Source organism: Fusibacter bizertensis (genome assembly GCF_029914245.1).
Lineage (GTDB): Bacteria > Bacillota > Clostridia > Peptostreptococcales > Acidaminobacteraceae > Fusibacter_C > Fusibacter_C bizertensis.
On the sequence record NZ_JARYZI010000003.1, the window covers coordinates 209,904 to 230,231 of the forward strand.

Below are 20,328 nucleotides of genomic sequence, written 5' to 3' on the forward strand. Positions count from 1 at the left end.
TTCTGATACGATGGAAACTGAAAAACAGTTTTGAGTTTCCAAACAATTGAAAGGTAGGACTACCAATGGATCAAAAAGAACAAATTATGCATTATGCAATACGGCGTTTCAACCTTGAAGGAATTTCATTTAAACTCGATGACATCGCCAAAGACTTGAAAATTAGCAAAAAGACACTTTATAAGCACTACAGTGGCAAGGAAGCTATTTTTAGCGCGATTATTGAAAGTGTTTTCAACTCAATAAAAGTAAAAGAAAATGAAGTCTTTTATCGATCAGATTTAAATGATGTAGAGAAATTACTTGCGATTCTTGAAGTCTATCCTGATTTTGAAGTTTTCAATTATCATCATTTTGCTGATATCAAGATGGTCTATCCAGAACAGTATCTTAAAATAGAAAGCCATCTTGAAAACAATTGGGAACAAACTATAGATTTATTAGAGATTTGTATCTCTAAAGGTTACGTAAAACCTATTGAAAAATCTTTATTTAAAACTATTTTTTTGGGGATTTACAAGCAGTTGCTACTCACTGATGATCCGTATCCACAAGAGCAGATGAGAGCATGTATAGAAGTGGTTTTTAATGGTTTATTAAATAAATAAATGATGGGGGACTTATGAAAACAAAAGAACGTGTGTTTTATGGCGCAGGTGCGCTAGGAAAGGATTTGGTTTACGGTTTTGTTGCAGGGTACATTTTATTTTTTTTAAACGATATCATGGGGATTGACGCTTTATTTTTAGGAACCTTGTTTCTATTTGCTCGGGCTTTCGACGCCTTCAACGATCCTATCATGGGGATGATTGTAGAAAATACAAGATCTAAGTTTGGAAAATTTAGACCTTGGATCTTAATTGGTACAATACTCAATGCAAGTGTTATTGTACTCCTATTTACAGTTCCTGACTTATCGCCTCAAATGTTGAAACTTTATGTAAGTGCACTTTATATCCTATGGGGTATAACTTATACACTTATGGATATTCCTTACTGGTCCATGATTCCCGCTTTATCCATAGATCAAAAAGAAAGGGAAAATACAGCTGTTGTTGCAAGAGTATGTGCTGGTATTGGCTTTACTCTAATAACTGTTGGCACTGTACCACTTGTTAAATTACTTGGTGCTGGTAACGACCAAAAGGGCTATAGTTTAGTTGCTATTGGTATATCTGTAATATTTGTGTTACTAATTGGTTTAATGGTTAATAACGTTAAAGAACACATCAGTGTAGAGCAAGAAAAATTAACCATCAAAGGACTATTTCACTTATTGATACAAAATGACCAATTGCTTGTGGTTATGATTACTGTTGTCTGCTTCAATATCTCAATGTATATCACCACAACACTTGGCATATACTTTTTTAAGTATGACGTGAAAAATGAAGTTTTATATAGTGTATTTGCTGGTGTTGCTGGTATCGCACAAATTCTAGCTATGCTTTCTTTCCCACTTTTGAGCCGCTTTCTCACACGAAAAAAAATCTTTGGTCTTAGTGTTATTGCATCAACCATGGGGTACCTCGGACTCTATTTAGCCGGTCAACTAGGCTTTTTCTCAATTCCATTTTTATTCGGAAGTGGTTTCTTTATCTTTGTAGGACTAGGTCTTATGAACATCTTAACAACTGCTATGCTAGCTGATACTGTGGAATATGGTGAATGGAAGCTAGGGATTCGAAGTGAAAGTGTTGTTTTTTCAGTACAAACTTTTGTTGTAAAATCCGCATCGGCACTCAGTGCATTTATTGTCGGGATTGGATTAAATGTGATTAATTTTCAAAGAGATCAAGTTCAAACCCTCTCTACTTTAAACGGATTGCGTTTTTTGATGTTCCTCTTGCCAATATTTGGTTTGATGGCAAGCTTATTTGTCTATATGAAAATGTATAAAATCGACAGTGCATTCTACGCAAGAATCGTTTCTGAGATTAAACTTAAAAATAATTTGGAGGAAGTATGATACAAAGAATTCCATTAAACAATCATTGGCTTTTTAAACCTAGTTTTGAAGAAAATGACTTAATCAATATTGAGGATATCAATTCTTTTGAATCAATTCGTATTCCACACACCAATAAAGAACTGCCCTACCATTATTTTGATGAAAACAGCTATCAGTTTGTGAGTAGCTATAAAATCAAATTACCACACCTCGAATTTGATACTGATGAAGAAATATCCGTTTATTTTGAAGGTGTAATGGCATATACAGAAATCTATCTTAACGGGACTTTTTTGGGAGAACATTTCGGTGGATACACTCCTTTTGAAATAAATCTACCCAAAGGATTATTGCATTTACAAGCTGCTGGTCTTGTAGGGCAAGATAATTGGCTTTTTCTAAAAGTTGATTCTAGAGAACGTGATGATATTCCACCTTTTGGATATGTTGTAGATTACCTTACTTATGGTGGCATCTATCGAGAAGTGCAGCTCCAGGTTCAGCATAAAAAAAGACTTAGAAATATCAAAGTGGAAACGCCATTACTTGAACAAAATTTTAACTTGGATGTTTATTTTGATGTTACACAGTCAACAGTGCCAACGGATGAAGTAACAATTGAACTATATGATCAGAAACAGTGCCTAAGTAAACATACGGTTTCAGAGCTAAAACTCGTTGATAACCAAGTACATCTTGGCGTACAAAAGCAGATCACAAAGTGGTCTTTAGAAACACCCAAGCTCTATGAGCTAAAAATAACTTTATCTTCAAAACAAGTACCTACCTATTCATTCACTACAAAAGTCGGATTTAGAACCGCTGTATTTGAAAACGATGGTTTCTATCTCAATGGTAATAAAATAAAACTGAGAGGGCTTAATCGCCATCAGTCCTATCCATATGTTGGTTATGCCATGCCGCAAGGCGCACAGTATGCCGATGCAGATATGTTGAAATTTGAGCTTGGGGTAAATGTCGTAAGATCATCTCATTATCCACCCTCTAGACATTTTCTGAATCGTTGCGATGAAATAGGACTTTTAGTCGTAGAAGAACTACCAGGATGGCAGCATATCGGAGACACTGCTTGGCAAAAACTTGCTGTAGATAGTCTCGAAGAAATGATCCGTAGAGATTGGAACCATCCTAGCGTCATTTTATGGGGGACTCGCATAAATGAGTCTAAAGATAATCATCAATTTTACTCAAGTACCAGTTCACTAGCGAAAAAACTTGATGCTACACGTGCAACTGGTGGCGTCCGTAACTTTGCTGGGAGTGAGATTCTTGAAGATGTTTACACCTATAACGACTTTTTGCACCGAGGTAACAATCAAGCACTAGATCAACCACAAAAAATTGCAAAGCGCAAAATGCCATACCTTGTTACTGAGCACAACGGTCATATGTTCCCCACAAAATCTTTTGATTCTGAAGCAAAAAAAATTGAACATGCGTTAAGACATGCACGTGTTCTAAATGCAGCATATAGCACGACTGGTATAAGTGGTGCTATCGGATGGTGTATGTTCGATTACAATACTCATAAAGACTTTGGTAGCGGTGATAAAATCTGCTATCACGGCGTCTTAGATATGTTTAGGAACCCCAAATATGCTGCTGGGGTCTATGCGTCACAGCAAAGCAAGATGCCTTATTTAACAGTTGCATCAAATTTCTCAATTGGCGATTATGATGCATCCGAATTAGGCAAAATTGTAGTTTTAACAAACTGTGACAGTGTAAAGGTGTATAGAAATGATATTTACATCAATACATTTTATCCAGATAAAGATGAATTTAGCGCATTGCCACATCCGCCTATAATAGTAGATGATCTTATTGGCAACTTACTGTATGAAAATGAAAGATTCTCAGAAAAAGATGCTAAAACCATCAAGAGAATACTACTTCATTTTTTAAAATACGGCGGGCAGCTTCCTATTATTGACAAACTACAAATGGGGATGTTATTTGTTAAATATAAAATGTCATTTGCTGATGCAGCAGATTTGTATGGTAAATATATTGCTGGATGGGGAGAAAAATCAAAAACTTACCGTTTTGACGGTATCATTGATGAAGAAGTTGTTACTAAGGTCATAAAATCATCCTCTGATGTGTTCGAGCTTAAGATCACTGCTGACAAAACAGAGCTCTATGAAGACGAAACATATGATGTCACACGAATCTCACTTGCTTTTGTTGATCAGCACGGTTCTACACTTTCTTATGCCAATCATATTGCAACCTGTAATATTAAGGGCCCACTCGAGCTTATTGGACCCTCTACCTTTCCTTTAATTGCTGGAAGTAGAGCCTTCTGGGTTAAAACAACCGGTTCAAGCGGGGTTGCGCAAATAGAAGTAGCTCTTGACAATGGCTTAAAAGCAAACTTAGATCTAATCGTAAACTAAATGAATTTATCATAAGAAAAAGCGATGAAAGACAGTAAAGTGAAATATTCACAAACTGTCTTTCATCGCTCTTTTAATTATTTTTACTTCGCTTCAAAATAAATTTTTCCATCTTTTATGCCTAGATTTAAATACAAAGCTTTTTCAGATGATTTTGGTACTTTAATAAAATATGCACCATTTGTTTTCCCAACATTAAAAGTAGCATTTGCAGTTGGAAAAATTACCGCAACATCTTTCCCTTTATCACTTATGGTTTGAAGTTGTGTCATAAATAAGTCTAACTCAAGTGAATCGTTGAATATATACACATCATTCATCATGAACACAACAGGTTTCTTGCCTTCGTATTTTTTGACAAAATCTAATATTTTGATCCATTGTGAATAGTCATTTTTACGAATATAACCATTTTTATTGTTAACTTTTATAACAAAAGCATCTGATTTTTCAGCAATTGAGAACGCCCCACTATTGGTACTCCATGTCAATTTACTAGCTTTCATTATTGCATCGATTGTTTTAGAGTTATCTGCTTTATAAATATAACTTGTTAACTGGGCAGGTGAATTGGCTAAATCTGCAGGTAACTTATAGTCAAGCGCTTGTTTGACGCGATTGATTTCTTGTGGTGTACTTACTGTCAAAGCGTCACTTGTTATTGCTTCCACATTATCAAACATGATATAACCACTATCTTGCTTAGTTGCTTCTGTCTCAACCAAGTATATTCTTTCAAGTGTAAACGGTGCTTTTAAACCAGAAGGCAAATCTGCCGACACATATTTCCAACCTTGCCAATTAACACTACTTGCTAATGTGATATTAGTTGCAACACCTTCACTATCAATCACTTTAGCACGTAGCCAGTGACTATTGCCACCATCTCCGTTGACCCAAACCCCTATACCTTGTGTATCCACTGGTAGAATAGCCGGTTTGTTAAAAATCATATAAGCAGCCCGAGTATCAGTAGATTTACTAAAATCATATGACATAAAAGCCGATTTATTAAACTTGGCATTATTGACGGTTTCGCTATAGGCTCCTACTACTGAAGCAGGATAACCTGAAAACGTTGCTGTTGGTGTTTCAAAATCGTAATATAACTGTTTATCAATGCCCACACCTACTGGAACATAAGTTACCAATCCGTCAAATTCAAAAGTCATATACCCTTGAGTGACTTCAATTCCCGCCTTTACAGTACCTTTCAAAGCGTCATATGTGCCAATTGATGTTGGAACTGTCGATTTCACAGCTTGCGGTGATAACGCTATTGTGTTACCTTCTTCTGTGATCACAGAGAAAGTCATCGTTTTCTCTTGACCTGCATCAATTTTCAAAATACTAGGAGACACAACTAATTTTACACCATTGTTATTAACCGTTATACTTTGAGTTGTTGACATGCCATTATAAATAGCCGTAATTATGCCCTTACCAGCACTTGATGGTATAAAATAACCATTTTCAAAAGTACCAGTAACGCCACTTACTGACCACACGACATCAGAAACTTTTGGTGTTACAGGATTATAGTTCGTGTCACTTCCATTTAGTGCTACAGAAACTTTTGAACCTATGAGCATTTTTGAATTAGATAAATTAATCTTTGTAGCCCTTAACGTTGGGCTATCAACTAAAACTTTTTCTATTGCAAGACCTGTATACATCTTTCTCTCTACTTTGTCTGAAGGATAATTCATCGTTTTAATCTGCGTCGTCCAAGGTGAAGTAGTAACCATTTGAGTTGAACCGCCACCGTCGAGATTAATCGCTTCATATGCGCCAAGACCGATTAGTATGTTGGCAAATTCAGTCTGTGATACACCGCGATAAGAATTTGTTCTTCCATCAATTGTCACTAAGATAAGATGATTTCTATCTTTAGTAATCCCTAACCCCGTCCTTGGGTGCAAACCCGTAATATTCTGAGAAAAAGCGCTTACAACTTTACCATCTTTAACAAGCTGTGCACCTCCTCCGATACTAAGGTCAACGAATCTAAAGTTTACATCTTTTTTCAAAGATAGCACATCGCCAACTTTAAAATTTTTGCTCATTTCAGCTATGTCAGTTCCCACTGATGCTAAAACATAACCATTTTCAGGCATTTTGAAATTTTCGCCTGCTCTTCTAATTTCTTTAATCACATCATTAACGACTAATATTTCAAGAATATCGACGCCCAAATATTTTCCGTATGAGACTGGAGAAAAATACTTGTCAAACATAATTGTTCTATTATAAGCCAAATAAGGTTTATTAATATAGCTAAGTTTTTTAGTATAAGTACCATTACTCACTGTGTTGGTTGGTGTATTAACATAAGCAACATAAGGGACTCCCGAAGAGCTGATACTGAATGAAGCAAAATCAGCATATCCAACGCTAGTACTTAATAGTTGATTGTCTTTAACCAAGTTACCCATAGTTGTGCTGTTGTTAGTATCAAAAAAGTCACTATTGATTGCAGCGACAACAGTCTTGTCCGAGTTATTCTTCTTAACTAAGTTAGTCAACGTATCACGACTAGATAGCACTGTATCTGTTAAAACATTCATTTCAACATTTTTATCCAAGTCAATCCTAAGGACATTCATGTTGATCCAACCTTCATCTGTAAAAACCCTTATATTTTCATGTGTCACGCCGTCTGCATATGCTTCTGGGGCAGATTTTATCTCTGTTATTTTATTGTATGCAGCACTTGGTACTGTTGTTAGCACCATAGACATGGCCAATAGTGCTATACTAACTTTCCTTTTGAAATTTCTCTTCATGATGCGCTCCTATCTGTCTAATCAATACATAATGTGCCATATTCCACATCATTATACACCAACCAGATTGCATCACAATGATAATTGAATTAAAATAACATGACAAATCTAATACAATCCATTCATATTTCTTTATAAAAACGTTATTTCACATTTTAACAGGATATACGTTATAATAGTACTAACATCAAATTAAAACGAATTTTTTTGATGAACAAATATTATGAGGTTTAGAATGAAAATTAGAACAAAATTTATCATTTCTTTAATTCTATTGGTTTTATTACCTGCAATTTTCACTTTATTTATCACAAATAATTTTTTAAGTGAAAACTTTAACTTCGTTCATTTTTTTGATACTTACTATGACATTTTCGACAATTTTTCTAATATATCAGCTGATTTTGAAAATTATGTTGATCCATACAATAATTCGCCCGAGTACTTTCTAACTGAAAACTTTCAAAAGGATGCATTAGATCACTTCAGTTCAACCTTTCTAAGCGTTGAAGTTAAAGACAACAGTATAGTACAATTTACAACATACAATGATGAGATCGAAAACCTAAGTTTTCTTGAGAGATTACTCTTTAGAAGTATGACCACTGATCAACCAAAGATTCAGTATGCATTAAATCATCATCACTATGAAATACCAGGAACAGGCACAATTGATGTGATGTTGAAAATAGATAGCTCAAGACTTGAAGTTGCATATAAAGGGTTTGAAAAAGTGTTTTTTTTCCTATATGGCGCTTTTAATCTATTATTGTTAACCATTTTACTCGCTTGGATATCAAACCCAATCAAAAGAGCAATCAGACGACTCACTTACACAACAAACGAGATAAGACGCGGTAATCTTAACTCGAAATTATCATATGAAGATGAAGACGATTTTCATGATTTGGCTAAAAGTATAGAAAGTATGCGTCAATCACTTGCGAACTCTATGGAAAAGCAACACATCTTAGAACTTGAAAAAAAAGAATTGATCGCTAATATCTCTCATGATTTGAGGACACCCATAACCTCCATCAGAGGTTATGTACAAGGATTGAAGGATGGTGTGGCTCGGACAGAAGAAACTCAAAGAGAATACCTCGAAACCATAGATTCTAAGACATATATGATTGAAAGTTTACTCAACGACTTATTTGATATTACACGTTTTGATACCAATAGCATCAAACTTAATAAACAAGTCGTCAACTTAAAAGACTTCTTAACGGATTGTGTAGATGAACTAGAACGTGATGTTGCAAAAATTGGTGGCAAACTGTCGTTACATTTCATTATTAAGGATACTCAGATACATGTTGATCCTGAAAAACTCATGCGCGTTTTTATCAACGTTATTGAAAACTCGATTAAGTATAGAAGCAATAAGCCGCTTGAAGTCATCATTTTAGCAAATCAAGACGATGATGGTGTTTTTATCAACATTTCTGACAATGGGATTGGTGTAACCGATGAGGATTTAACCAAAATCTTTGATCGTTTTTTTAGATCAGATTTATCTAGAAACTTAGATATAAAAGGAAGTGGTATTGGCCTGAGCATATGTAGAGAAATCATCGCTTCGCACGGCGGAAAAATAAGTGCCTCTGGTAATGATTCAAACGGTCTAACGATATCACTTAGATTAAAGGCATATGATGAAAACATACATTAACAAAACAATTTTGGAAAGAGGTTCTCATGGAAAAAATACTAGTTATAGAAGATGATAAAAGTATCGCTAGGTTGCAGCGCGATTATTTAGAAATCAACGGCTATGAAGTTGTCATAGAAAATACTGGAGATATCACACGTATCATACCGTTACTTGATGGTGTTTCACTCATAATTCTCGATTTAATGCTTCCAAATGGAAATGGGATTGATATTTGCAAGAAGATTCAATCTTTAAAAGACATCCCGATCATCATCGTCTCCGCTAAAAATCAAGATATGGATATCGTACTAGGATTAGGTGTTGGAGCAGATGACTATATGACTAAGCCATTCAGTACCAATGAACTCATCGCTAGAGTAAAAGCACAACTCCGTCGCTATAGCAAAATGAAAAATGCAGCTTCTTCAAATTTTGAAGATAGTAATATTATCATTCGTGATTTTATGATCAACGAAATGACCAAAACATTTTCAGTTGCAGGTGAAACATTAGAGCTTACGCCAAAAGAATTTGATATTATACTCCTACTTTCTAGACATCGAGGCCGAGTTTTTGCTAAGGAGGAAATATATGAACGCGTTTGGAAATTCGATTCTTTAGGAGATGCTTTTACAGTCACAGTCCATGTAAAACGAATTCGTGAAAAAATTGAAGCTTTATCACCTAATACGCCATTAATTGAAACCGTTTGGGGTGTTGGTTATAAAATCATATGATTGACAGTCGCAATTAAATTGTGTACAATTTTTATGTAAGGTCTCTTACAGAAGGAGTATACTATGAATTATGATGCGCTTAAATTAAAAAACCAATTATGTTTTCCACTATATGCAGTCTCAAAAGAAGTCACTCGTTTATATAAACCTTTCCTCGATCCACTCGGATTAACTTATACGCAATATATCACAATGATGGCACTTTGGGAAAGTGATGGCATCAATGTAAAATCATTAGGCGAACGCCTTTATCTTGATTCTGGTACACTAACGCCACTTTTGAAAAAACTAGAATCACATGGTCTAATCAATAGAACCAGGAGTAAAGATAATGAACGCAATGTCTTTATTACTTTAACAGATAAAGGCTGGGCACTTCGAGATGAAGCCATTAAAGTTCCTGAACAATTGATACAATGTCTTCATGTAGATCCAGAAGATGCACATGTGCTTTATAAAGTTCTTAATAAAATACTTGATGAAGGCATCACAGCGCCGAAAGAAAAGAAAGTCTAAACTATAAACGAGCAGTTTTAAAGTGTGAAATTCACATTTAAACTGCTCGTTTTTGCGTAACTAGAATTCTACTTGAATATCTTTCTGATTAGATTGATTTTCTTCCCATATGGCGGAAACATCAACCCATGGTTAATTTTAGTGTTGTGTTTTAGTATTGATTTTTGATGTGAAAAAGTTCTAAAACTATCTTCACCATGATAGCTCCCCATTCCCGATGTACCAATTCCACCAAAAGGTAAATGAGGTGATGCTACATGAAGAATCGTGTCGTTGATACAACCACCTCCAAATGGAATTTGGTCTATCAAATAATTTTGTACTATTTCAGACTCTGAAAATACATAGAAGGCTAAAGGTTTATCTTTAGAGGTAATAATGTCCACGACTTCTTCGATTGAATCATAAGTCATAATCGGCATAACAGGTCCAAAAATTTCATCTTGCATGATAGCATCATCCCAAGTCACACCAGTCATAACAGTTGGTGCCAGATATAATTGTTCAAGATCATACTGTCCACCATGAATTACTTTGTTCTGATCAATGATATCGATCAATCTGCTTAGCTGTTTTTGTGAAATGATTCGGCAGTAATCAGGACTATTCTGTGGTAATGGACCATAATATTCAATAATTGTTTTTAAAACCTCCGAGATAAATTCAGCTTCAATTGATTTGTGAACATAGATATAGTCAGGAGCGACGCATACTTGTCCTGCATTGATATATTTTCCCCATACGATTCGTTTAACAGCAACTTGTATATTGGCATCTTCATGCACGATTACGGGGCTTTTTCCCCCTAATTCAAGTGTAACTGGCACTAAATTCTCAGCTGCTGCTTTCATCACTACTTTTCCTACGTTTTGACTGCCGGTGAAAAAGATATAATCGAATTTAGAGTGAATTAATTCAGTTGTTACTTCGCGACCTCCAGTTACAACTGCAATATAATCCTCATCGAAAAATTCACTAAACATTTTAAGAATTACAGCTTCTACATTTTGTGTATATTCTGAAGGTTTTAAAACAGCGGTATTGCCTGCTGCTATTGCACCTATTAGTGGTTCAATTAGCAATTGAAATGGATAGTTAAATGGCGCAATTACAAGCACAGTTCCATAAGGCTCATAACGGATACTACTCGTGCTTGGCAACACAAAAAAAGGAACCTTAACATGTTTCTCTTTTGACCATTTTTCTAAATGTTTTACAGTATGATCTATGCTTTGTAATACATATCCAATTTCTGTTGTATAGGCTTCAAATTCAGGCTTGTTGAGATCTTTTTTTAAAGCAACGACTAATGCTTCATCATATTGGATAACTGCTTGTTTTAGTTTATTTAATTGTTCAATCCTAAAAGGAATGGGTCTTGTCCTACCACTTCTAAATAATTCCTTTTGTTTCTTTAGTAATTTTTGCACAATTTGCCTCCTTATGATTAAGTCCAGTTAGACTAGAGATTCTAATCAATATATGCCCTAATTTCTACAAGTTAACCTGATTTAAAGGAATTCCATCTAAGAAAGACTTCAAATTTTCAATTGCTGAGTTTAAGAGACGCTCTCTAGCAGCTCGTGGTGCCCAAGCAATGTGAGGTGTGATGTTGCAATTATTGAGTTCAAAAAGAGGATTATGATCCTTTGGCGGCTCTTTAGCCAGTACATCTAACCCTGCAGCATATACTTTGCCACTATTAAGCGCATTTAGTAAAGCATTTTCATCAATTAATGGTCCTCTAGAAGTATTGATGATGATAACTCCCTCTTTCATTTTCTTAAACGCATTTTCATCTAACATACCCCTTGTTTCATCATTTAGGGGGCAATGTAAACTGATCACATCTGATTGACTCAATAAAACATCAAGTGAGACATATTTAAATAAGTCACCCTCTAGTTCAGTTTTAGGACGAGGTGTATAAGCGATAACTTTCATTCCAAAAGCGCTGGCAATTTTAGCTGTTTCAAGTCCTATTCTACCTGTACCAATAATCCCCATTACTTTGCCATCTAGTTCAATAAGGGGATGGTTCCAATAACAAAAATCTTCATTTCTGTTCCACTTTCCTCGTCTTACGGATTCTGAATGTTCTGCTACATGATGACAAATCTCAAGAAGATGTGCAAAGACAAACTGAGCGACTGATTTAGTACCATATGTCGGAATATTCGTTACAACAATTCCTTTCGTTTTTGCATAGTCTACATCAACAATATTATATCCTGTTGCAAGCACACCAATATACTTTAGATTTGGGAGTGCTTCTATTTGAGATTCCCTCAATAGTGTTTTATTCGTAAAAAGTATGTCAGCATCCTTTGCATGTTCAAGAACTTCATCCTTATGGGTACGTTCATAAACCGTCACATCTCCAAGTGGCATGAGGGCATCCCAAGATAAATCACCCGGGTTAAGTGCAAAACCATCAAGTACTACAATTTTCATAATAGCTCCTTTCTTATATACAGCAAACCCTGACAAGCTGCCAGGGTTTGTATAATGTCTCATTCAAATTGTCACAACTTATCGTTTGTATTGTTTTCCAGAATACTCTATTGACTTTTCTACAAGTACATCCATTGCATCCACACAGTAAGTAGAAGCAATTTCACCTAACTGAATTATAGATAACTCGGTACAGGCTAAAATAACTGCGTCACAATTGCCATCTTCCACCATTGACATCACTATAGATTCAAAGTCATGTACATTTGCAAAACTACCAGCTTTTATATCATAGATCACTTTCATCACTTGGTCTTGCATCTTAGGATTAGGTTTAACATAAATGAGATTGTTTGCAATACATGCTTTTTCATATGTGCCTGTAAAGATAGTACCATGTGTTGCTAATATGCCAACTCTGGCCCCGGTTCCAAATTTCTCCTTTATAGCACATACGGTCTCTTCCACCATATCTATAATATTGAGATGCGTCATCGCTTTCATCTGCTTCATGAAATAATGGGATGTGTTACATGGAATTGCAATATGTTTAACACCTAAGGACTCCATTGCATGTAAATCAGATGCAATTTGTTCTAAAAATAACTGGTGTTCGCCAGATAAAATTGCTTTAGTTCGATCTGGCATGGTGGCATGATTGAAAATAATCAAATTTAGATGCTCTTGATCACAATTTGCCTGTGTTCTTTCGATAATACGTTCATAAAACATCGACGTGGCCATTGGGCCCATGCCTCCAATAACACCAAGATCATATTTACTCATTTCTTAGCTCCTTAACAAACATCGCTCTACTTCCCAAACTTTCATAACTTTTAAAAAGTGTATCTGCATCATATATCATGCTTCCTTCAAGTGGGTCCATCACATAAAGCTTATCTCCAACGTAGCCATAGATTACCATACAATGTAAATTAGTTGCTGCATTAAAAAATGTATCTGTACTTTCTAAATACCAGCCATAACCAAAATTTGCCAAACTCAAATCACGTGTTGCCCATATTCCAATTGGTTTTCCTTGTTCAACATATGACATAATCATTTCCTTGGTACTTCCAGTTAAATCCAAAACTTCGTGATTCCCCGCTACTGACCTAATGTAATCTTCACCTGCTTTCACAGTTGGTGCTGCATAAACAAACCAACCACCCGGATCTTTAGGATCTCCTGAAAACGCAACGTTAGGATCTGCACCATATAATTTATTGTCTTTTTTATAAAATGGCTCCATTGGTAAATAATTGTCAGATAAAGTCACTTTATCTATGGCATAACCTGCGAAGTTTAAAAGTGAAGTCAACGCTGTTATCTCGCATCCATTTGGAAGTTCTGGTTTTTGAAGTAAAACTGGAACATCTAATTTTAATTCATCAATTTTTACAATACCCTCTTGATTTAATGAATAATTTAATACAAAAGGTTCAACAACTTGATCATAATGTAGCTCCATAATTGGTGATGACATCTCGATGATAATCTCACTGTTATTCTCTACATATGGTGCACTCGCCTCTATTTGTACAACTTTATAGGCTTGCTTAAAATCAATAAGCTGAGACGTTGCAGTTCCATCTTCACCGGTCACAAGCGTCTCTAATACTTCTTTTGTTATTGCATCTTGAAGTTCAAATTTAAACCCAGCTAGTTTAAAATCTCTACTGGTATCTTCAGCAACTACAGTTACCCTTCCTTGCTCCACACGACCTGTAATTAGGTCAACTAATTTATTGACAACATCTCTCACCGCATTTCGGTCTATACTTTCATCAACTTTTGCAATTACACGCGGATCATTTGGATCAATTCCAATATCATCAGGTATATTTCCCTTTAGTAGTCCAATATCCACAAGTAGACCACTGTTAAAGATCATCATTCCTACAACTATCAAAACTGCTATTAACAAAATAGGTTTTATTGGCAGCCTACTTTTTCTTCTTCTCATTTTTCAATCTCCTTGTCAATACTCAAACTAGCCTTTTCGAAGTAATTTGATCTTAATTTTTTGTAATTTCGGATAAACCTCTGTAAACAAATTATAAATAATTGGGTTATAAATCTTATCTACTTCACCAATTAACTCTGTTACACCTTCTTCTCTACAGAACCCTTCTTTAAACTTATAGAGCCCATCCTCATTATCAAGTTCAAAAACACCACCAAAGTCATACTTAGTGATATTGTTCTCAAGAGCCCAGCGAATCATCTCCCACTGCATGAGATAATTGGGCATCAAATTTCTTTTCACATTGGAACTCGCACCATATATATACCAAAGTTTATCACCATACATGATGCCAATAGCACCTGATAGATAATCGTCTTCATGCTTTGTTAGATAAATTCTTATGTTGCCTTCAAAAGCCCTCATCATATTTTGAAAATAGGCATAGCTTCTAATCACCAATCGATTTCTTACTGACATTATTTCATATAATTCATAAAAAATCTTAAGCGCTTCATCTGAAGTATGATAGGATACTTCGACCCCTTTGCGCCTTGACAAATTGATATTATATCTCGTCTTTTGACTAAATCTTGCCAACAATGTTTCCTCAGTATCATTTTCAAGATTGAGAATCATGTTATAAATCGGCTGAACCAAGGCATTCTTATCGACTCCTCGACCGCGTACTTTTAAACCAAGTTCCTCATAACTTTCGATTAGTGCTTTATCATATTTCACTTCTGGGTCAAAACGTAAAACAAAAGCTCTTTTCCGTTTGGCAAAAGCTTTTGTCTCATTGATAAGTAACTGTAAGGTTTCCAAATCATAGGGATCGCAAACAGGACCTCTCGTCGCGTAAAGAAGAGAAAATCCAAGCATTTTTTTGATAACAAGTGAGAAAGCACCTACAATCTCACCTTCTTTTTCGATATATATTTGTGCACTGTCCCAACCTGTTTTAATAGTTGCCCAGTTAATATCTTGAGTTGCTGTTGCATAGTCTGATTCTCTTACAAAGCGATTATACTTTTCAACAGCTTTTGAATCAGTGTAATCTAATATGGGCATTCACTGCCTCCTTTATTGCTTTATCATTTAACTATAGTTATCTACTAATTGAAATTATATTTTTTTTACAAAATAGGTTTCAAAAGTTTTGATATAACGTCTATAATATCTAAAAACTCTTAGATTTCTTTTTATGTCTCTATCTTTTGCATAATATAGTGTACTGCTTGTTTGATTGTTATCAATTCTTTTGTTCACTTCATGCTTAAGACTGGCGTGATCCAAATATTTTCTAAGTACACGTTTAGGAATCCCCAACCAAAGATGAGGTTTATCAGCATAAACGGTTTCATACTTTGACTGATAAACAAAAGCATCCACAAGGTACGCGGCTTGATTATAACCACTTCCTGTTACGAAGAAACTACTTCTTCCCTGCCTTAAATTGATTTCAAACACTTTATATTTTCCAGTTTTAGGATCATATTTCATATCGAAATTAGAAAATCCAATATAACCAATGCCTTCTAAAAATGATTTATACTCTGCAAAAATCTCAGTATCAAAGGCATCAATAATTGCAGTGTAATTTCCGATTAAAGTTGGCGTTGGATCTTCAAGTAGTGGTTGACCTAAACACATAAGTCTTACTTTTCCATCAGGACCTGATAAGCAATTGAGTACGCGCATAGAGGAATCATCTCCAGAGATATACTCTTGTAAGATTAACTCAGCATCATACGTCGACTGATAAATGCTCTTAATCGTATCCGCTAAAATTGCTTCATTTTCAATTATATATGCTTTTTGCTTGCCCTGAAACTTTGCCTCAAAATAACGCATGCTATCCGAGGGTTTAAGCACTACTGGAAATCCTAAGTCTAATGAACTTATAATTTTACTCATTTGAGGCAGTTGAGATTTACCAATCACTTTCGTTTTCGGGTAATTTAGACCTTGGGCCTCACATGTTTCGTAAAAACCAGCTTTTGAATTTAAAGTTAACATCAAATCTTCATCAATAAACGGAACGATAAAATTGCCTTCAAGTTGCTTTTTATGATGCACAATTAACTCAACATACCCATCACTACTTGCAACGAGTATCAAGTTTTTATATTGTTTTTTTAGATCTGCAGCAAGTTCGTTTAGTACCTCCGCGAACTTATCTGGCTCACCAAGTTCCTTAACAATCTTTAGATCTAAGATCTGCGAACCAAAAGTAGTAAACAATTCTCCTTTGCCAACAACTAAACTCTTTATGCCGTATGCCATATGAAAAGCTTTAGCCATACCATATGCATTGCTATCGGTTCCTAAGATCACGGGTAGAAAATCTTTCATCATGATTTTACTCCTAAATTAGTTTTGCCGAAAAATTGTTTATACCAAATTAAAAATACATAAACAGTCCAGATGTATCTTTGATAGTTTTTCTCGCCTTTGTAATGTGATTCTAAATAGTGAAGTAACAAATCTACATCAAAAAACTCAGCCGTGTCAGGATTTAAGAATTCTTCTTTGATCATCTGATAATACTTTTCTTCCTTCATCCAATATTTAATTGGAACTGGAAAACCAAGTTTAGGTCGTTTTGCCCACGCCTCAGGCAACACTTCATTGGCAGCAACTCTAAGTGCAAACTTAGTGTTTTCTTTATTTACACGTTGGTTGCTTGGAAGCGTCGAGGCAAATTCCATAACTTCTTTGTCCAAAAATGGCACTCTTAATTCTAACGAATGCGCCATACTCATCTTATCTGCTTTTAAAAGGATGTCCCCAGGTAACCACAAATGTAAATCTAAATATTGCATCTTTGTTAGATCATCTTCATTTTTCACTTCATCGTAGACATTCTGAGTAATACTTCTAACAGTAGGACCACCTCTATAAGCAGGTTTTAACACTGCCATAGCATCTTCTACTGCAAAGACTTTTGCTTCTCCGATAAATTTTTCCTCAACTGATAAGCCACCATTTGTTAAAAATCGGGTCACTTTATTTTGTGGTAATTTTCTAGTGATTCCAGAAACAGCCTTCCTTACCCCAAAAGGCACTTTTTCATAGGTATCAATTGCTGGTGAATTTTGATACCAAGGATAGCCACCAAAAATCTCATCTGCACCTTCACCTGAAAGTACTACTGTAACATGCTCTCTTGCAAGCTCTGCTAAAAAATATAACGGCACAGAAGATGGATTCGACTGTGGTTCATCCATATGGTATTGGATCTTAGGCAATGCATCAAAACACTCATCTGCTGTAATAATTTTACTGTGATTTTCGATACCAAGCATCTCTGATAGTTCTGCGGCCAATTTGGTTTCGTTGAACATCGCTTCATACTCCTGAAAACCTACTGAAAACGTTTTATTGGGTTTAAGTAGCGCTGTAATATAGCTAGAGTCTACACCGCCTGATAAAAAAGAACCCACCTTAACATCGCTGATTTTATGGTATTCTACTGATTCTTTAAGAATCTGCTTAATCTGTTCAACATTTGATTTCAAGTCATTTTCAACAACCTTAAAATCATTGTGCCAATACTTTTCTACTGAGAGCTGATCACCTTCAAAGACTAAGTAATGAGCTGGTTTCAACTTGTACACACCTTCAAAAAAAGTTTCTTCCATAGAAGAGTATTGAAAAGTCAAATAGGGTCTTAAGGCATTTTTATTTAATGTTTTGATAAACTTCGGATGCTCTAAAAACGATTTAATCTCTGAACCAAATATTAATGAACCATCTTTAGTATTTTGCGTATAATAAAGTGGTTTTATCCCAAAGTAATCTCTTGCTATAAACAACTTCTTTTTCTTAGTATCCCAAATTGAAAATGCAAACATCCCTCTGAGCTTGTTGAGAATTTCTACACCATATTCTTCATAGCCATGTAATATTACTTCACTATCTGTATGGCTATGAAATTGATGCCCTTTTTCAACAAGTGTCTCTCTAAGAGATTGATAATTATAGATTTCACCATTAAAAACAAGTACTATATCTTCATTTTCGTTAAACATTGGTTGTTTTGCTACGTCAGATAAATCAATAATACTCAATCTTCTAAAACCAAGTGATACGTTACCATCGCTATAAGCGCCATCACTATCTGGCCCACGATGAGATATTGCATCTGTCATTTTTCTAAGTACTTCAACGCCATCTATCTTATCAACATGTGTATATCCTACAAAACCGCACATATATTCACCTTCCTATTTATCTTTACGAATAACTTTCATTTTACTTTTTACGATTTCTGCTTCATTGAAAGGGATATCTTCTTTTCCTACAACTTGTGAAGTTTCGTGTCCTTTTCCAGCAATCAACAATACATCACCAGGTTTCATCGATTCAAGTGCTTCTTCGATGGCAACTTTGCGATCAACTACAGTTACATAGTTTTTACTATACTGTTTAAACGATGTCACTACATCTTCTATAATCTGTACTGGATCTTGCTCTTTAGGGTTATCTGAAGTAATAAAAGCAAAATCTGATTTTTGCGCTGCGACTTTACCCATTGCAGTTCTCTTATCAAGACCAATCAATCCTGGAGCTGCATATACGCCAAATACGAGTAGTAATCTTCCTTTAACAAATTGTCTTAGTGTATCTAGTGCTTTTTCGAGTCCATCTTCAGTATGTGCAAAATCCACTACAACTTTATAATCATTGTCTTGATATACGGTTTCAAATCTACCTTTTACACCTTTTAGTGCTTCAATCCCACTAGATATAACCTTTTGTTCAATCCCTTCTGAAATAGCCCACGCTACTACAGCGAGCGTATTGTAAATATAGATTTCACCTGGAATATTCACTCTAATGGGAATTTCACCTTGAGGTGTAACTGCTGTATAAAGTGAGTACTCTGCAGTATATTCGATATCCTTTGCCCAAACATCAGCATTTGACTTAAGGCCGTAAGAAAGACACTGAACATCACTTTTTTCTTGCAAAGTATCATACATTTTTTTACCATAAAGATCATCTATATTGATAATATTTGTTTTCTCCGTCATATAAAACAACTTTTCTTTTGCTCTATAATATTGCGTCATATCTTTATGGAGTTCAAGATGATCTGGCGTTAAATTTGTAAAAATACCACTATCAAAGTGACAAAAAGATACTCTATGCAAATCAAGCGCATGAGACGAAACTTCCATGATACAATACTCTACATCAGCTTCAACCATCTGCGAGGCAATCTGTTGAAGGGTTAATGATTCTGGTGTTGTATTGGGGGTATCAATCTTTTGATTCCCGATCCAAGTTCCCATTGTTCCTATAACGCCTGTCTTTGCTGACAGGGTATCTAATAGACTCTTTATAAAATAACTTATAGAAGTTTTACCATTTGTACCTGTAATTCCAATCACATTCATCTTTTTAGTGGGTTCACCATAGTATCTTGATGCAATATATGCTAGTGCAACTCTCGTGTCAGCTACTTCAATTATCGCTTGATGGGTGATATAATCAATATCGATAGGCCTTGAAATAATAACTGTAGATGCACCATTTTCTATTGCCTTTTTCACATAGTCATGGCCATCAACTTTGAACCCCTTAACCGCTACAAAAATATAACCAGGTTTTACCTCTCTCGAATCAAAAGCTACACCCGTTACATCATTATCTATGTCACCTTTTATAATTTTATATTCAAGTCCTTGCACACAAGAAAGTAATCTCATTTGCACCTCCATACCTTTGTATTCAAAAGTCAATCAATACATATATCTTGTCATAGAAGCCTTGAAAATGCAAGTTAAAATAACATTTTACACTATTAAAAGGGGTTATAATTATGCAAACCAA

At 35.1% G+C, this 20,328-nt stretch carries 15 protein-coding genes; 6 read left to right on the top strand and 9 right to left on the bottom strand.

What is annotated here, in order from left to right; translation table 11 throughout:
• The first annotated feature begins 65 nt into the window (after positions 1-65).
• The 3 genes from QE109_RS06180 to QE109_RS06190 are packed head-to-tail and all read left to right on the top strand — an operon-like array spanning position 66 to position 4,371.
• Positions 66-608 (top strand): TetR/AcrR family transcriptional regulator, encoded by a 543-nt coding sequence (locus QE109_RS06180; RefSeq protein ID WP_281093547.1) that lies wholly within the window; start codon positions 66-68, stop codon positions 606-608.
• Positions 609-622: 14 nt separating this feature from the next.
• Complete coding sequence (locus QE109_RS06185; RefSeq protein ID WP_281093548.1) at positions 623-1,969, top strand: glycoside-pentoside-hexuronide (GPH):cation symporter; 1,347 nt, start codon at positions 623-625, stop codon at positions 1,967-1,969.
• Entirely contained in the window at positions 1,966-4,371 is a 2,406-nt protein-coding gene (locus tag QE109_RS06190; RefSeq protein WP_281093549.1) for a glycoside hydrolase family 2 protein, read from the top strand. Before QE109_RS06185 ends, QE109_RS06190 begins: the two co-directional genes overlap by 4 nt.
• 83 nt (positions 4,372-4,454) lie before the next feature.
• Here QE109_RS06190 and QE109_RS06195 read toward each other — a convergent pair whose 3' ends face one another.
• Entirely contained in the window at positions 4,455-7,157 is a 2,703-nt protein-coding gene (locus QE109_RS06195) for a phosphodiester glycosidase family protein (protein ID WP_281093550.1), read from the bottom strand.
• A 235-nt stretch (positions 7,158-7,392) separates the two neighbouring features.
• Between QE109_RS06195 and QE109_RS06200 the strand changes: the two genes are divergently transcribed.
• The 3 genes from QE109_RS06200 (at position 7,393) to QE109_RS06210 (ending at position 10,067) form a co-directional block, all read left to right on the top strand.
• Positions 7,393-8,832, top strand: a complete 1,440-nt coding sequence (locus tag QE109_RS06200; protein ID WP_281093551.1) for a sensor histidine kinase — start codon at positions 7,393-7,395, stop codon at positions 8,830-8,832.
• 26 nt (positions 8,833-8,858) lie between these two features.
• A complete protein-coding gene (locus QE109_RS06205; protein WP_281093552.1) occupies positions 8,859-9,551 on the top strand; it encodes a response regulator transcription factor in 693 nt (230 codons plus the stop codon).
• A 63-nt stretch (positions 9,552-9,614) separates the two neighbouring features.
• The gene (locus QE109_RS06210) at positions 9,615-10,067 is read left to right on the top strand and encodes a MarR family winged helix-turn-helix transcriptional regulator (protein ID WP_281093553.1); all 453 of its coding nucleotides are present in this window, start codon (positions 9,615-9,617) and stop codon (positions 10,065-10,067) included.
• Between the two features lie 68 nt (positions 10,068-10,135).
• Here QE109_RS06210 and QE109_RS06215 read toward each other — a convergent pair whose 3' ends face one another.
• The 8 genes from QE109_RS06215 to QE109_RS06250 all read right to left on the bottom strand — a co-directional run bounded on the left by QE109_RS06215 (position 10,136) and on the right by QE109_RS06250 (position 20,204).
• Positions 10,136-11,497, bottom strand: coding sequence for an aldehyde dehydrogenase (locus QE109_RS06215; protein ID WP_281093554.1), 1,362 nt, complete (start codon positions 11,495-11,497; stop codon positions 10,136-10,138).
• Between the two features lie 64 nt (positions 11,498-11,561).
• Positions 11,562-12,521, bottom strand: a complete 960-nt coding sequence (locus QE109_RS06220; protein WP_281093555.1) for a D-2-hydroxyacid dehydrogenase — start codon at positions 12,519-12,521, stop codon at positions 11,562-11,564.
• A gap of 78 nt (positions 12,522-12,599) precedes the next feature.
• Positions 12,600-13,307, bottom strand: a complete 708-nt coding sequence (gene cuyB / locus QE109_RS06225; protein ID WP_281093556.1) for a cysteate racemase — start codon at positions 13,305-13,307, stop codon at positions 12,600-12,602.
• Complete coding sequence (locus tag QE109_RS06230; protein ID WP_281093557.1) at positions 13,300-14,487, bottom strand: C39 family peptidase; 1,188 nt, start codon at positions 14,485-14,487, stop codon at positions 13,300-13,302. Before QE109_RS06230 ends, cuyB begins: the two co-directional genes overlap by 8 nt.
• A gap of 27 nt (positions 14,488-14,514) precedes the next feature.
• On the bottom strand, positions 14,515-15,558 hold the full coding sequence (locus QE109_RS06235) for a lipid II:glycine glycyltransferase FemX (protein WP_281093558.1): 1,044 nt from the start codon (positions 15,556-15,558) through the stop codon (positions 14,515-14,517).
• 54 nt (positions 15,559-15,612) lie between these two features.
• A complete protein-coding gene (locus tag QE109_RS06240) occupies positions 15,613-16,845 on the bottom strand; it encodes a carboxylate--amine ligase (protein ID WP_281093559.1) in 1,233 nt (410 codons plus the stop codon).
• A complete protein-coding gene (gene asnB / locus QE109_RS06245; RefSeq protein WP_281093560.1) occupies positions 16,842-18,704 on the bottom strand; it encodes an asparagine synthase (glutamine-hydrolyzing) in 1,863 nt (620 codons plus the stop codon). Before asnB ends, QE109_RS06240 begins: the two co-directional genes overlap by 4 nt.
• 12 nt (positions 18,705-18,716) lie before the next feature.
• On the bottom strand, positions 18,717-20,204 hold the full coding sequence (locus QE109_RS06250) for a UDP-N-acetylmuramoyl-L-alanyl-D-glutamate--2,6-diaminopimelate ligase (RefSeq protein WP_281093561.1): 1,488 nt from the start codon (positions 20,202-20,204) through the stop codon (positions 18,717-18,719).
• Positions 20,205-20,328: the final 124 nt, after the last annotated feature.

Coding starts and splice junctions, on each gene's coding strand:
- QE109_RS06205 (WP_281093552.1), top strand. CDS start 8,859: ATGGAAAAAATACTAGTTATAGAAGATGATAAAAGTATCGCTAGGTTG.
- QE109_RS06250 (WP_281093561.1), bottom strand. CDS start 20,204: ATGAGATTACTTTCTTGTGTGCAAGGACTTGAATATAAAATTATAAAA.
- QE109_RS06230 (WP_281093557.1), bottom strand. CDS start 14,487: ATGAGAAGAAGAAAAAGTAGGCTGCCAATAAAACCTATTTTGTTAATA.
- QE109_RS06220 (WP_281093555.1), bottom strand. CDS start 12,521: ATGAAAATTGTAGTACTTGATGGTTTTGCACTTAACCCGGGTGATTTA.
- asnB (WP_281093560.1), bottom strand. CDS start 18,704: ATGTGCGGTTTTGTAGGATATACACATGTTGATAAGATAGATGGCGTT.
- QE109_RS06195 (WP_281093550.1), bottom strand. CDS start 7,157: ATGAAGAGAAATTTCAAAAGGAAAGTTAGTATAGCACTATTGGCCATG.
- QE109_RS06180 (WP_281093547.1), top strand. CDS start 66: ATGGATCAAAAAGAACAAATTATGCATTATGCAATACGGCGTTTCAAC.
- QE109_RS06190 (WP_281093549.1), top strand. CDS start 1,966: ATGATACAAAGAATTCCATTAAACAATCATTGGCTTTTTAAACCTAGT.
- QE109_RS06200 (WP_281093551.1), top strand. CDS start 7,393: ATGAAAATTAGAACAAAATTTATCATTTCTTTAATTCTATTGGTTTTA.
- QE109_RS06210 (WP_281093553.1), top strand. CDS start 9,615: ATGAATTATGATGCGCTTAAATTAAAAAACCAATTATGTTTTCCACTA.
- QE109_RS06185 (WP_281093548.1), top strand. CDS start 623: ATGAAAACAAAAGAACGTGTGTTTTATGGCGCAGGTGCGCTAGGAAAG.
- QE109_RS06235 (WP_281093558.1), bottom strand. CDS start 15,558: ATGCCCATATTAGATTACACTGATTCAAAAGCTGTTGAAAAGTATAAT.
- QE109_RS06240 (WP_281093559.1), bottom strand. CDS start 16,845: ATGATGAAAGATTTTCTACCCGTGATCTTAGGAACCGATAGCAATGCA.
- cuyB (WP_281093556.1), bottom strand. CDS start 13,307: ATGAGTAAATATGATCTTGGTGTTATTGGAGGCATGGGCCCAATGGCC.